Here is a 12,588-nt window from a genome sequence, read left to right as displayed (position 1 = left end):
ACTGGCAGTGCATCAGCCGCTGCAAGGAACCACAATGCCGCTCCCACTTTTGCTGTTTGACTGTGATGGCACTCTTGTCGATAGTGAGCCGCTACTGGCTGAAGAGATGGCTGCCGGGCTCAATTCAGTAGGCCTGCCTTTCGCGTCTACTGATTATCTTGGCGAATTTCGTGGAGCGCGCTTTCGACGCATCGTTGCTGAACTGCAACAACGCTACGGTAACGTTGACCCTGACCAGCTTGACCGCATGGAAGTCTCTATGCGAGCCAATCTAGCCACCCGGCTTGCCCAAGAGCTGACCACCATCCCCGGCGCCCAAGAAGCGCTGGATACTCTGGCGGCTTATCCCAGTGCAGTGGTTTCTAATGGACCTGAAAGCAAAATTCATACGGCTTTAGAAGCGACAGGGCTCAGCCACTACTTCGGTAAACGTTTTTTCAGTGGCTATACCGCTAATTGCTGGAAGCCCGAACCCTGTTTACATCTACATGCAGCGAGTATCATGGGCTATTCAGCGCATGACTGCATTGCCATAGACGATGCCTTAGTAGGCGTACGCGCGGCGCTTCAGGCGGGAATGACGGTGATCCACTTAAACCGTTTCCCGGATGCCGAGACAACGCCTGAAAACGCTATCATGATTAGTAATATGTATCAGCTACCCGCTGTAGTGGAGCGACTCACCCGTGAGTATTGGCAAACCCCTGTGCCCCAACACTCAATTGGAGGATAAAAATGGCCTCTTTACGAGACCAGCTCGGTGGGCTGGTTTATTCCACCGAACATGGCAAAACCTGCCCCACTTGCCGCGAGCCACTCAATGACTGCCACTGCGATGATCTGAGCGAACAGCAGCGGCTGGCGGCGCTTGATGGCATAGTACGCATTCGCCGCGAAACGAGTGGCCGTAAAGGTAAAGGCGTAACCACCGTCAGTGGCATTCCTCTGCCTGGCGAAGAGCTTAAAACGTTAGCTAAAACGCTTAAAAAGCGGTGTGGAACGGGTGGGGCAATTAAAGAGGGTATTATTGAAATTCAAGGCGACCACCGAGACACCCTGCGTCAGGAGTTAAGCGCCCTTGGCTACCAAGTTAAACTCGCTGGGGGTTAGCCTCTACGCCACTATAACTTTCCATCGGGGCTTACCATCGGGTAAGTCGCTATAGAGCAAGGCACTGCAATGGCTTGGCTGGAATACGTGCTACCCCTAATTTTTTTATTCCCCATGGCGGCAATGGCCAGTATTGTCCTTGCGCTGCGCAGCCTGCATGATGCTCGCGTTCACTCCCCATTCAACGCCCCCCTTCATGAGCCGGGCCAAGCGTTGCGACACCGCCTTGACCAGGCGTTTTCCAGCTTATTTTTAAACGGTGCCTTAGGGCCGATTATCAGTCTTGCCCCGCTTGTGTATGGTATGGGACGCATGCTGTTTGTGGATAAACAGGATTGGGTTGAGTGGGCGCTGTATGGGCTACTTAGTACGTTGCTGGTACTGACTTTTTCATTATTGCTGGTACGCGACTATCAGCGTATCCGACGGCTAAAGTTAGGCTTAGCCTGTGAGCTCGCCGTTGGCCAAGAGCTGGAGCGCTTAGTCCGCCCTGATGCACACCCTTACTATGTATTTCACGATGTGCCTACCGATAGCTTCACGATCGATCACGTCGTAGTAACGCCCCATGGCGTATTTGTGGTTGAGACACGGGCAAGAACACTCGCTATCGGCACCGATGGCAATGAGCTCAATACAGTCGCGGTGGAACGCGAGCGGTTGCGCTTTCCCCATTGGCAAGAGCGTCGGCCACTGCATAAAACTCGCCAAGGGGTTAACTGGCTGACTCACTGGTTAGAGCGGCGCTGTGGCGTGCCCGTCCCGGTACGGGGCGTATTGGTGCTGCCGGGTTGGAAAATAGATAACAGCGAAGCCGCTCCTGATATTTTAGTGGTCAGCGGGGACACGCTTGCTAAGCAGCTGACCGAGCTGACCCCAGGCCCACTCAACGATGCCATCCATGACAAGGTCATTAATGTGCTTCTTGAGCGCGCTCAGTTGATGGAGTTGAAGCACCTGAGCCAACCTTCGGTTTAATTAAACAGTACTCAATCACCGCGCAGTCGGCCGCCCATCTCCTGGGCTAGATCCACCGCGTAGTGGTCTGTCATCCCACCGATAAAGTCCAGCATTCGCCGATAGCTATCGTAGAGTGACCAAGATGGCAGGGGCGTGTTTTCACCTATCAGGGCCAGTACACGCTGGTGTTTAAACGATGAGTGCCCTGTGTGGTGAAGCTCGTGTGCAGCGCCAATAAAGGCTTCCAACAGGATACCCAGTGTCGTATAGGCGCCAATCTCGAGCTTCGCCTTACGCTCATTCTGGAAAATGCGCTCTCGAGCCAACTGCTTCGCCGCTTGAACACCCCATCCCAGGTCAGGGTGGCACAGCTCCAACAGATCCTCACTGAGTGTGCCGCTCAGCAGGGCCTGCTCGTGCTGCACAAACACCGTGCCAACATCATTGACCGCGCGCTCCATCGCAGCTCCTCGCAGCAGTGCAATGCGGCGCCGCTGTGACACATTACGATCTTGCATTTCGGCATACTCGGGCGGAAACTCTCCGGCAATTTGGCGCAGTATTTCGACAACCTCTTCATAGCGCAAGATGCCCATCTCCAAACCATCTTCCAGATCCAACAGGGCATAGCAGATATCATCTGCCGCCTCGACCAGCCACGCCAGTGGATGGCGACACCAGCGCTGCTCGCCTTGGGGCAACAACCCTACCGCTTCAGCCACCTCTTTGAGCAGCACCTGCTCTGACTGATAGGCGCCAAACTTGCCCGCTCGACCACCATAACGAACCGTCCAAGGGTATTTAAGCAATGCACCCAAGGTGGCCGCAGAAAGCCGCATACCGCCATTAAACTGGTTATATTCGATCTGGGTAATCACCCGAAAACCCTGGGCGTTGCCTTCATAGGTCAACAGATCTTCGCGCTCAGCGTTTGAAAGGCCTTCTAACAGGCCACTGCTTTGAGCGCGCTGAAACCAATCACGGATTGCATACTCTCCCGCATGGCCAAAAGGGGGATTCCCGATGTCATGTCCCAGGCACGCTGTTTGGACAATGACGCCAAGGTCAGCAGGCGTAATCCATTCAGGCAGGCGATCGCGCAGCAACTCCCCCACAATCATGCCCAAGGAGCGGCCTACACAGCCAACCTCCAGCGAGTGAGTTAGGCGCGTATGAATATGATCGTTTTCGGTTAGCGGATGCACCTGGGTCTTGCGCCCTAGGCGTCTAAATGAACCTGAGAAAACAATACGGTCGTGATCTTTATGAAACGGGCTACGACCGATTTCACGGGTACTTGTTGAGCGTTGATCGTGAAGACGTCGTGGGGAAAGTAACTGTTCCCAGCGCATCTGAGTCATGGGCATTCCTCCTGAGGAGTGCATTCTGACATAAAACGCCGGAAAACCGCACGTTAGTGTGAGGCGTGAGGCGTGAGGCGTGAGGCGTGAGGCGTGAGGCGTGAGGCGTGAGGCGTGAGGCGTGAGGCGTGAGGCGTGAGGCGTGAGGCGTGAGGCGTGAGGTGGTTGAGTCGCTTGCCTTGATATTTGATGATTTGTCACCAACATCAGCAAGCGCCCACATGAATTACCTGATCAAATTGTTAAAGAGCTGTTTCGCTGTGGTGGCTAGCTAATAAACCAACTGGGCCACACGGCTTGCCGTTGAACTGGCTTGCCTCAGCGAGGAAGGCGTATTCTACGCATTTCCTGGTGGTTGTCAAGGGCGTTGTTTTCGATGCAAACCTGACCACATCCAAAACCGCTGGCTTTCGTAAAAGCACTAACTACCTGACAAACCGAAGCTTTTACACTTCATTCACCGCTGGTAACGCTTGGCGTCCCCGGCAGCGGATGCGTACTTTACGGATTCGCTGACGGGTTGGCAAGGGCTTTTTGACAGAAAGTTCAAATAAGCGTCACACGAGCGTAACGTTTCTTACCAGCTTGAATAACATAGCTCTTACCTGTCGCCAGCATAGTGTCTTTGGCAACGACGTCGCCGTCGACTTTAACTCGGCCATTACCCAGCATGTCTTTGGCTTGGGCACTGTTATTCGCAAGCTCAGCTCTATTAAGCACTGCTGCAATAGGTGCTTGCTCACTGCCCTCAAAATCGACCGTGACTTCCGGCAGATCTTCTGGCAGCTCGCCATCAGCCAGTTGATTACCCGCTGACTTGTGCGCACTGGCGGCTGCTTCATCGCCGTGGTAGCGGGCAATTAGCTCACGGGCCAGCTCCATTTTGATATCCCGCGGGTTCGCGCCCTGCTCAACGCTCTGCTTGAGCGCGTCAATCTCTTCGTTCGATTTCAAAGAGAGCAGCTCAAAATAGCGCCACATCAAGCTATCCGGCATGGAGACCAGCTTATTGAACATGGAGCCCGGCGCTTCATCGACACCAATGTAGTTGCCCAGGGACTTCGACATCTTCTGCACGCCGTCTAACCCTTCCAACAGCGGCATGGTAATGACCACCTGGGGCTCCTGGCCGAAGTGTTTTTGAATTTCGCGCCCCATCAGCAGGTTGAACTTCTGGTCAGTGCCGCCCAGCTCCACGTCCGCCTCAAGCGCTACCGAGTCGTAGCCCTGTACCAGCGGGTAGAGAAATTCGTGAATGGCAATGGACTGATTGGCTTTATAGCGCTTTTCAAAGTCATCCCGTTCCAGCATACGGGCGACGGTGCTTTGGGCAGCCAGCTCAATCATTTTGGCAGCGGAGAGCTCGCCAAACCATTCGGCGTTAAAACGTACCTCGGTCTTTTCAGGGTCGAGGATTTTAAACACTTGCTCTTTATAGGTTTCGGCGTTGGCTTTCACATCCTCTTCAGTGAGCGGTTTGCGCGTCACGTTCTTACCGGTAGGGTCACCAATACGCCCGGTAAAGTCACCGATCAAAAAGATAACCGTGTGCCCCAAATCCTGAAACTGGCGCATTTTGGTCAGCAATACGCTGTGCCCCAGGTGTAAGTCAGGGGCCGTGGGATCAAAACCCGCTTTGATACGCAGTTTGCGGCCTGAAGCCAGCTTCTGTTTTAGCTCATCCTCTACCAGGATTTCATGCGTACCCCGCGACAGCAGCGCTAAAGCCTGATCCACCTCACTCATTGCCTCTCTCCACTATAAAGAACCGCCCTTACCGGGCTCAGGTGATAAATAGCCGACGATGTTACCATGCTCGCTCGCCTTGGTTGAGCCTTGGTTTCGCTCTCACCCTGGTTTAGTCTCAGCCCAGCTTTGTACGAGTTCGCTTATGAAAACGCCTACCGCTACGCCGCTTTACTATATTGGCCTGATGTCCGGCACTAGTCTGGACGGTATCGATGCAGCACTTATCGCCATCGAAGGTGATTCGCCGCCGCACCTGTTGGCAACCCATGCCGAACCGATGCCGGACGAGCTTCATCGCCTACTGTTTAAACTGTGCCATGCAGAGCAGGTCAGTTTTGCGCAGCTCGCAGCAGCGGAACACGCGTTCTGCCAATGCCAGGCCCAAGCCGTGCAGCACTTATTAGCACCCCTTTCAGTGGGTATAGAACAGATCAGTGCTATCGGCAGTCACGGCCAAACCATTGAGCATGCCCCCGCAGGCCACGGCGACGGCCCGGCGTATACACTGCAGTTGGATAATCCAAGCTTGCTGGCAGAACTCACCGGCTGCACGGTGGTCGCCGATTTTCGTCGCAGAGACTTAGCCGCAGGAGGTCAAGCTGCACCGCTGGCACCAGCGTTTCATCAGGCGCTATTTGGGCGAGCAGATGCGCATCAGCTGGTGCTTAATTTAGGCGGCTTTGCCAACTTCACTTGGCTTTCTAGCCAGCCAAGCGACCCCGTGATCGGTTTCGATACCGGGCCCGCAAATGTTTTATTGGATGGCTGGTTTGCCTTGCATCAGGGCGGTCGCTTTGATCAAGATGGCGCCTGGGCCGCTAGCGGCAAGGTAGATGAAGCGCTGTTAGCTCGGTTGTTATCAGAACCGTTTTTCCAGCAGCCGCCGCCGAGAAGTACGGGGCGTGAGCTTTTCCACCTGGCTTGGCTCCGCCAACATCTCAGCGGCCAGGAATCCGCCGCCGATGTTCAGGCGACGTTGGCCGAACTCACTGCCGTCAGTGTTGCTCAAGGCATTGAGCAACTGCAGATCAGTGACGGTTCACTAACGCTGATCACCGCTGGTGGCGGCGCTCACAACGGCTACTTAATGCAGCGCCTTGCCTATCATCTCCCGCGCGCAACGCTCACTTCGCCAGCGGCGTACGGCTGGCCTGAAGACTGGATTGAAGCGGGCGCCTTTGCCTGGTTGGCGCACCAGCGTCTGCACCACCTGCCAGGCAACTTGCCCTCAGTCACCGGCGCGCAGGGCCCCCGGGTATTGGGCGGAATCTATGCCCCCTAATACTCATTGTTTGAATACGCCCCTAGACCTCAAAGAAAAGCAGTGGGTACGTCACAAGGCTTAGGCTTTTATACGAAAAGTCGGCGAGCGAAGGTCAGGCAAGGCAAAAAAACGGCGAAAAAGCGGAGTTTACGGAGTGTAAATGAGCATTTTGATCGGACTCGCGCACGAGCCGTTATTTAACACAGCATGGCCGAGCGCAGGCAGTTTTCGTACAAAGCCTAAATTATTCATCTTTTGCGGCGAGAGTGCCTTTAGCCTGAGCCTGGGCTTCCTCTATGCTTACAACGCCCTCATTGACTAACCGAGACAGCGCGGCATCCAGCGTTTGCATACCCAGGCTACCACCGGTTTGAATGGCTGAGTACATCTGTGCCACTTTGTCTTCGCGGATCAAGTTGCGCACTGCAGAAGTGGCCATGAGGATTTCGTGGGCCGCTACGCGCCCGCCGCCCTGACGTTTAAGCAGCGATTGCGACACCACTGCCTGGAGCGATTCCGAAAGCATGGAGCGCACCATGGCTTTCTCTTCGCTGGGAAAAACATCGATGATCCGGTCGATTGTCTTGACGGCAGAGGTGGTATGCAGCGTTCCCAGCACCAGATGACCGGTTTCAGCAGCGGTCAGTGCTAAGCGGATAGTCTCCAGATCACGCAGCTCGCCGACCAGAATCACATCCGGGTCTTCACGCAGCGCGCTACGCAACGCATCGGCAAAGCTATGGGTGTCGCGATGCACTTCGCGTTGGTTAATCAAACAGCGCTTGCTAACGTGGACAAACTCGACGGGGTCTTCAATGGTGAGAATGTGCTCGTAACGATGATCGTTAATGTAATCGATCATGGCGGCCAGCGTGGTGCTTTTGCCCGACCCCGTTGGCCCAGTCACCAGCACCAGTCCCCGCGGTAACATCGCCAGGCGCTCGAACACCTCACCGAGCCCAAGGGTTTGTATGGAAAGTACTTGATTGGGAATGGTGCGAAACACCGCCCCCGCCCCGCGAGCTTGCGTAAAGGCGTTAACACGAAAGCGGGCGATCCCCGGCACTTCAAAGGAAAAATCAATTTCCAGGTGCTCTTCGTAGTCGCGCCGCTGACGATCATTCATGATGGCGTAGATCAATTTACGAACATCGTTATTATCGATAGCGGGCACATTGAGCCGACGAATATCGCCATCAACACGTATCATGGGCGGCAAACCGGCCGAAAGGTGCAAGTCAGAGGCATTCTGCTTTGCCGAGAATGCTAGCAGTTCGGTAATATCCATCTCTCTTCCCAGCTGCGGTAAGGTGCTTGAGTATGACAGACATCGCGCTTAACGAGTCACTCGGCCATTCATACGCTCAGGCGCTTGAACGCCTGCATAATGCATTAGAAAACGCGGGGCGCGCCCAGGGTGCAGCCAAGCTACTGGCCGTCAGCAAAACCAAGCCTGCGGCGATGATTCGTCAGGTTTGGCAGTTGGGTCAGCGTGAATTTGGTGAAAACTATTTGCAAGAAGCGCTGGAAAAGCAGGCCGAACTTACTGATCTTGACGGCATTGTATGGCATTTCATTGGCCCCCTGCAGTCCAACAAAACCCGCTCTGTGGCCGAGCACTTTGACTGGGTACACAGCGTCGATCGGCTAAAAATTGCCAAACGCCTTAACGAGCAGCGCCCAACGCACCTTGCGCCGCTCAATATCTGCCTGCAGATTAATATCAGCCGAGAAGAGAGCAAAGCTGGTGTGCTGCCCGAGGAGTTAGAGGAATTGGCCAAAGAAGTCGCCACGCTGCCTAATCTGCGCCTGCGCGGTTTAATGGCGATCCCCGCTCCAACAGAGGATATAAGTGCTCAGCGCCAGCCTTTGGCAGCACTACGCGAAGCTTTTACCGCCTTACAAAGCAGCTTGCCAGACGCGCCCCTTGATACGCTCTCGATGGGCATGAGCGACGATTTAGAAGCAGCGGTGCTGGAAGGCGCCACGCTGGTGCGTTTGGGCACTGCAATTTTCGGCGCTCGCCCATCGGCTTAGACGAAAAGTAGCCCACTTTTTTACGTAGAACACTTTTACTTAAGGGACACCTACCATGGCGAATAAGATTACCTTCATTGGGGCCGGCAATATGGCCAGCGCCATTATCGGCGGCCTAATCGACAGCGGCGTCGCGCCTTCTACTATTACCGCCACCGCGCCGAATGACAGCGAACTGACATCGATTAAACAACGCTTAGGCATCAATACAGACACCGACAACAATGCGGCGGTGGCTGAGGCCGATGTGGTGGTACTCGCGGTGAAGCCGCAAATCATGCGCAACGTATGCGAAGCGTTGCGCGACAGCGTTCAGCGCCAGCAGCCGTTGGTCATCTCGATTGCTGCCGGCCTGGATGCCGGCACGATCGACCAGTGGCTAGGCGGCCAGAATGCCATCGTACGCTGCATGCCCAATACGCCCTCGCTGGTCGGTTATGGCGCCAGCGGCCTCTATGCCAATGCCAACGTCAGCGATGCCCAGCGTGACGTGGCCACCCAGTTAATGGAAGCGGTCGGCATTGTGGAGTGGGTGGAAGAAGAAGCCCTGTTAGACGCAGTCACCGCTGTTTCTGGTAGCGCCCCGGCCTACTTCTTTCTGATGTTCGAAGCCATGGAAGAAGCCGCGGTTAAACTCGGCCTACCTGCCGCTACCGCGCGCCGCCTGGCTATTCAAACCGCGCTGGGTGCCGCCACCATGGCGCAGCAGAGTGATAAAGACCCCGCCACGCTGAAACAGAACGTTATGTCGCCGGGCGGCACCACCGAACGTGCCATTCAACATATGGAAGAGGCACAATTGCGCACCACGATTGCCGACGCCATGCAGGCCTGCGCCGACCGCGCCCAGGCAATGGCCAAGGAACTAAGCGGCAGCTAATGCAGCCATTCGGCTAACACAGCCTAAGCTACCGGATCATCAAGGAGACATAATAATGGGCAATGAATTGGGCAGTGCAGGGTTAATGCTGGTAAATACCCTCATCAATATTTACCTCTTTTTACTCATGCTGCGCTTCCTGCTGCAAGCGTCGCGGGCGGATTACTACAACCCGTTAAGCCAATCGGTGGTCAAAATCACCCAGCCGGTAGTGGGGCTATTTCAAGGCTTTTTAGGCCCTGTGGCTGGCCGCTTCGACCTCGCCACCTTAGCAGCAGGCTTTGTATTGAAAGTGGCTAGCATCATCGCCATTTTTATGGTGATTGGCGTTGGCATGCCACCCATTGCTGGACTGCTGATTGCCGGTGCGGCCGCCTTGGCGAATGCAATTTTAAAAATCTACTTCTTCGCCCTGATTGTGATGATTATTTTGAGCTGGGTAGCGCCCAACGCCAGCCATCCAGGTGCGCTGCTGGTTATGCAGTTGGTAGAGCCGATTATGGCCCCGGTACGCAAAGTGATTCCTCCGCTGGGCATGATCGATCTATCGCCTATCGTGGTGTTTATCGCCATTAACCTGATCGATGGTTTGGTGGTCGGCGCCCTGATTCGTGCGGCGGGCATTTCCGGCGCGCTGGTCGGGCTGTGATGGCAACTGCCATCTCCGTATTCTTAGCAAGGAAGCCTCTGATTAACGTAATGAGTGCAGGCCAGACAAGGCAAAAATCAACGAAAAAGCGGAATTTACAGGTTGTAAATGAGCATTTTGAGGCGATTTTTAACGCCGTATGGGCAAGCGCAATAGTTAATCAGAGGTTTACAGGATCTACTTCAGTCGCCCTCTTTCAGCAGGACTAGCGCCTTCAATGCCTGACTCAGATACGCTTGCATTTGCAGACCGACCGGCGGGCTCCGTCGGCGTGGTCACCCCGCACGTGGCACGCTTCGACACGCCGCTCGCTCTCGCCTGCGGCAAAGTGCTGCCTGCCTACGAGCTGATTTACGAAACCTACGGCACATTGAATGCCGATCGCAGTAACGCGGTACTGATTTGCCACGCGCTCTCGGGTCACCACCACGCCGCGGGCTACCACAGCGAAGAAGACCGCAAGCCCGGCTGGTGGGATGCCCATATTGGCCCCGGCAAAGCGATCGACACCAACCGTTTTTTTGTTGTGTCGCTTAATAACCTTGGGGGCTGCCATGGCAGCACCGGGCCGGTCAGTCATAACCCCGACACCGGTCGACAATGGGGGCCTGAGTTCCCCATGGTCACGGTGAGCGATTGGGTAGCTAGCCAGGCGCGGCTTGCCGACCACCTGGGGATTGAGCGCTGGGCCGCCGCGGTGGGCGGCAGCTTGGGCGGCATGCAGGTGATGCAGTGGACAATGACCTACCCGGAACGGGTGGCTAATGCGGTGGTGATTGCCGCCACGCCACGGCTCTCGGCGCAAAATATCGCTTTCAACGAAGTAGCCCGTCAGGCGATTCGCTCTGATCCGGAGTTTTTTGACGGCTGGTATGCCGAGCATGACACCGTACCCAAACGCGGGCTTAAGCTCGCGCGCATGGTGGGCCATATCACCTATCTGTCCGAAGACGCCATGGGCAGCAAGTTTGGCCGCGATTTGCGTAGCGACGACCTTAACTTCGGCTTTGACGTTGAGTTCCAGGTGGAGTCCTACTTGCGCTATCAGGGCGATACCTTCTCCACCGCCTTTGATGCCAATACTTACCTGCTGATGACCAAAGCGCTGGACTACTTTGACCCATCCGCCACCCAAGGGGGCGACTTAGCCAAAGCCCTGGCCCCAGCGCAGTGCCCGTTTTTGATTGTTAGCTTTACCACCGACTGGCGCTTTCCGCCCTCGCGCTCCCGCGAGCTGGTCGATGCGCTCATTCGTGCGGGCAAAGCGGTTAGCTACGCCAACATCGACTCGCCCCATGGGCACGATGCCTTCTTACTCTCAGAGCCGCGCTACGACGCCATCTTCAGCGCCTTTATGAACCGCGCTGCCGGCGAACTTAGCCTCGCCGAAGCGGGTACAGATGAAGCAAGCGAAGATGCAAAGAGCTCAGAGGAAACGCCATGATGCGCGCCGATCTTGAACTGATTTATGACTGGGTGCCCGAAGGAGCGCACGTGCTCGACCTCGCCTGTGGCGACGGCGAGCTGCTGGAGACCCTGGCGAACAATAAAGGCGTGACCGGCTATGGCTTAGAGATCGACCATGACGGCATTAATGCCTGCGTCGCCCGGGGCGTCAGCGTGATTGAGCACAACCTGGATGACGGTTTAAGCAGCTTCTGCGATAACAGTTATGACCAGGTGATTATGACCCAGGCGCTGCAGGCGCTGCGCCGTCCGGACAGGATGCTCGATGAAATGCTGCGTGTCGCCGAAGAGGGCATCATCACTTTCCCCAACTTCGCCTACTGGCGTCACCGTGTTCATTTGGGTCTGCGCGGCTATATGCCGGTATCCAAATCGCTGCCCCACGCCTGGTACGACACGCCCAATATCCATCTCTCAACGTTCAACGACTTTGAGCATCTGTGCCGCGAGAAGGGCTTGATGATTGTTGATCGCGCGGTGGGCGTGGGGGATCATCAAGGTCACTGGAAATCGCGGCTATGGCCCAATCTATTTGGTGAAATTGCCATTTTCCGCGTTCGTCGCCGCTAGATATTCATCGCTCTTAAACGCAACCCAAGGAGCCACGCCATGTTACGCAGATTAATGATGAGTGCCGCCCTTGTCGGCATGCTCTTCGCCGCCGCTGGGGCCCACGCTGAGCAGTTCGTCAGCGTGGGTGATTACGAGATTCACTACAGCGCGGTGAACAGCAGCTTTTTGACCCCGGAAGTGGCCCAAGCGAACAATCTCCAGCGCAGCGCCAACCGCGGCCTGGTCAATGTGAGCGTGCGCGAACGCCAGGAGGATGGCAGTACCCGCCCCGTTAACGCCAGCGTACAGGGCCACGTAAGCGGCTTGACGGGCGCTCAGGAGTCGCTCAGCTTTCGCACCGTGCACGACGGCGATGCCACCTACCACCTGGCGCCTTTTACCCTACTCGACGATGAGAACATGCGCTTTGAGCTAAGCGTGCGCTACGACCGCAACGCCGCCCCCGAACCGGTGAACTTTATTCAGCGTTTTTATATTGATCGCTAAGTCGTACCTAGAAACATATAAATTAGCATCCAAAGCGCCGAGGGTTGGTGTA

At 55.7% G+C, this 12,588-nt stretch carries 13 protein-coding genes; 10 read left to right on the top strand and 3 right to left on the bottom strand.

Annotated features, from left to right (window positions below; genetic code table 11):
* Positions 1 to 34 precede the first annotated feature (34 nt).
* The 3 genes from YERSI8AC_RS01755 (at position 35) to YERSI8AC_RS01745 (ending at position 2,088) form a co-directional block, all read left to right on the top strand.
* The gene (locus YERSI8AC_RS01755) at positions 35 to 733 is read left to right on the top strand and encodes an HAD family hydrolase (protein WP_027958964.1); all 699 of its coding nucleotides are present in this window, start codon (positions 35 to 37) and stop codon (positions 731 to 733) included.
* Between the two features lie 2 nt (positions 734 to 735).
* On the top strand, positions 736 to 1,110 hold the full coding sequence (locus YERSI8AC_RS01750; RefSeq protein ID WP_159175967.1) for a translation initiation factor Sui1: 375 nt from the start codon (positions 736 to 738) through the stop codon (positions 1,108 to 1,110).
* Between the two features lie 69 nt (positions 1,111 to 1,179).
* On the top strand, positions 1,180 to 2,088 hold the full coding sequence (locus YERSI8AC_RS01745; protein ID WP_159175966.1) for a nuclease-related domain-containing protein: 909 nt from the start codon (positions 1,180 to 1,182) through the stop codon (positions 2,086 to 2,088).
* A gap of 11 nt (positions 2,089 to 2,099) precedes the next feature.
* On the opposite strand, the gene YERSI8AC_RS01740 is transcribed toward YERSI8AC_RS01745, so the two are convergent.
* Both YERSI8AC_RS01740 and tyrS read right to left on the bottom strand, forming a co-directional pair.
* The gene (locus tag YERSI8AC_RS01740) at positions 2,100 to 3,431 is read right to left on the bottom strand and encodes a deoxyguanosinetriphosphate triphosphohydrolase (protein WP_138801697.1); all 1,332 of its coding nucleotides are present in this window, start codon (positions 3,429 to 3,431) and stop codon (positions 2,100 to 2,102) included.
* 546 nt (positions 3,432 to 3,977) lie between these two features.
* On the bottom strand, positions 3,978 to 5,177 hold the full coding sequence (gene tyrS, locus YERSI8AC_RS01735; RefSeq protein ID WP_009287950.1) for a tyrosine--tRNA ligase: 1,200 nt from the start codon (positions 5,175 to 5,177) through the stop codon (positions 3,978 to 3,980).
* Positions 5,178 to 5,322: 145 nt separating this feature from the next.
* Between tyrS and YERSI8AC_RS01730 the strand changes: the two genes are divergently transcribed.
* Positions 5,323 to 6,462, top strand: coding sequence for an anhydro-N-acetylmuramic acid kinase (locus YERSI8AC_RS01730; RefSeq protein WP_138801350.1), 1,140 nt, complete (start codon positions 5,323 to 5,325; stop codon positions 6,460 to 6,462).
* Positions 6,463 to 6,688: 226 nt separating this feature from the next.
* On the opposite strand, the gene YERSI8AC_RS01725 is transcribed toward YERSI8AC_RS01730, so the two are convergent.
* The gene (locus YERSI8AC_RS01725; protein WP_138801351.1) at positions 6,689 to 7,732 is read right to left on the bottom strand and encodes a type IV pilus twitching motility protein PilT; all 1,044 of its coding nucleotides are present in this window, start codon (positions 7,730 to 7,732) and stop codon (positions 6,689 to 6,691) included.
* A gap of 32 nt (positions 7,733 to 7,764) precedes the next feature.
* On the opposite strand from YERSI8AC_RS01725, the gene YERSI8AC_RS01720 reads away from it, so the two are divergent.
* The 6 genes from YERSI8AC_RS01720 to YERSI8AC_RS01695 all read left to right on the top strand — a co-directional run bounded on the left by YERSI8AC_RS01720 (position 7,765) and on the right by YERSI8AC_RS01695 (position 12,536).
* Positions 7,765 to 8,481, top strand: a complete 717-nt coding sequence (locus tag YERSI8AC_RS01720) for a YggS family pyridoxal phosphate-dependent enzyme (RefSeq protein ID WP_138801352.1) — start codon at positions 7,765 to 7,767, stop codon at positions 8,479 to 8,481.
* 55 nt (positions 8,482 to 8,536) lie between these two features.
* Positions 8,537 to 9,361 carry a pyrroline-5-carboxylate reductase gene (gene proC / locus YERSI8AC_RS01715; RefSeq protein WP_009287946.1) on the top strand — a complete coding sequence of 275 codons (825 nt, stop codon included), beginning with the start codon at positions 8,537 to 8,539 and terminating at the stop codon, positions 9,359 to 9,361.
* 55 nt (positions 9,362 to 9,416) lie between these two features.
* On the top strand, positions 9,417 to 10,010 hold the full coding sequence (locus tag YERSI8AC_RS01710) for a YggT family protein (RefSeq protein ID WP_009287945.1): 594 nt from the start codon (positions 9,417 to 9,419) through the stop codon (positions 10,008 to 10,010).
* A 217-nt stretch (positions 10,011 to 10,227) separates the two neighbouring features.
* A complete protein-coding gene (gene metX / locus YERSI8AC_RS01705; protein ID WP_138801354.1) occupies positions 10,228 to 11,454 on the top strand; it encodes a homoserine O-succinyltransferase MetX in 1,227 nt (408 codons plus the stop codon).
* The gene (gene metW / locus YERSI8AC_RS01700; RefSeq protein WP_041159454.1) at positions 11,454 to 12,047 is read left to right on the top strand and encodes a methionine biosynthesis protein MetW; all 594 of its coding nucleotides are present in this window, start codon (positions 11,454 to 11,456) and stop codon (positions 12,045 to 12,047) included. The genes metX and metW overlap by 1 nt, the downstream gene beginning before the upstream one ends.
* A 39-nt stretch (positions 12,048 to 12,086) precedes the next feature.
* Entirely contained in the window at positions 12,087 to 12,536 is a 450-nt protein-coding gene (locus tag YERSI8AC_RS01695; protein WP_022520688.1) for a DUF4426 domain-containing protein, read from the top strand.
* The last annotated feature ends 52 nt before the right edge of the window (positions 12,537 to 12,588 follow it).

This window comes from Halomonas sp. 113 (assembly GCF_904067645.1).
GTDB classification, from domain to species: Bacteria; Pseudomonadota; Gammaproteobacteria; order Pseudomonadales; family Halomonadaceae; genus Vreelandella; species Vreelandella titanicae.
The sequence above is the reverse complement of the archived record's forward strand: the minus strand, read 5'-3'. Positions and strand labels throughout refer to the sequence as shown.

Bases quoted from the DNA above. Each gene is read 5' to 3' on its own strand.
- YERSI8AC_RS01755 (WP_027958964.1), top strand. From the start codon at position 35: ATGCCGCTCCCACTTTTGCTGTTTGACTGTGATGGCACTCTTGTCGAT.
- YERSI8AC_RS01750 (WP_159175967.1), top strand. From the start codon at position 736: ATGGCCTCTTTACGAGACCAGCTCGGTGGGCTGGTTTATTCCACCGAA.
- YERSI8AC_RS01745 (WP_159175966.1), top strand. From the start codon at position 1,180: ATGGCTTGGCTGGAATACGTGCTACCCCTAATTTTTTTATTCCCCATG.
- YERSI8AC_RS01740 (WP_138801697.1), bottom strand. From the start codon at position 3,431: ATGACTCAGATGCGCTGGGAACAGTTACTTTCCCCACGACGTCTTCAC.
- tyrS (WP_009287950.1), bottom strand. From the start codon at position 5,177: ATGAGTGAGGTGGATCAGGCTTTAGCGCTGCTGTCGCGGGGTACGCAT.
- YERSI8AC_RS01730 (WP_138801350.1), top strand. From the start codon at position 5,323: ATGAAAACGCCTACCGCTACGCCGCTTTACTATATTGGCCTGATGTCC.
- YERSI8AC_RS01725 (WP_138801351.1), bottom strand. From the start codon at position 7,732: ATGGATATTACCGAACTGCTAGCATTCTCGGCAAAGCAGAATGCCTCT.
- YERSI8AC_RS01720 (WP_138801352.1), top strand. From the start codon at position 7,765: ATGACAGACATCGCGCTTAACGAGTCACTCGGCCATTCATACGCTCAG.
- proC (WP_009287946.1), top strand. From the start codon at position 8,537: ATGGCGAATAAGATTACCTTCATTGGGGCCGGCAATATGGCCAGCGCC.
- YERSI8AC_RS01710 (WP_009287945.1), top strand. From the start codon at position 9,417: ATGGGCAATGAATTGGGCAGTGCAGGGTTAATGCTGGTAAATACCCTC.
- metX (WP_138801354.1), top strand. From the start codon at position 10,228: ATGCCTGACTCAGATACGCTTGCATTTGCAGACCGACCGGCGGGCTCC.
- metW (WP_041159454.1), top strand. From the start codon at position 11,454: ATGCGCGCCGATCTTGAACTGATTTATGACTGGGTGCCCGAAGGAGCG.
- YERSI8AC_RS01695 (WP_022520688.1), top strand. From the start codon at position 12,087: ATGTTACGCAGATTAATGATGAGTGCCGCCCTTGTCGGCATGCTCTTC.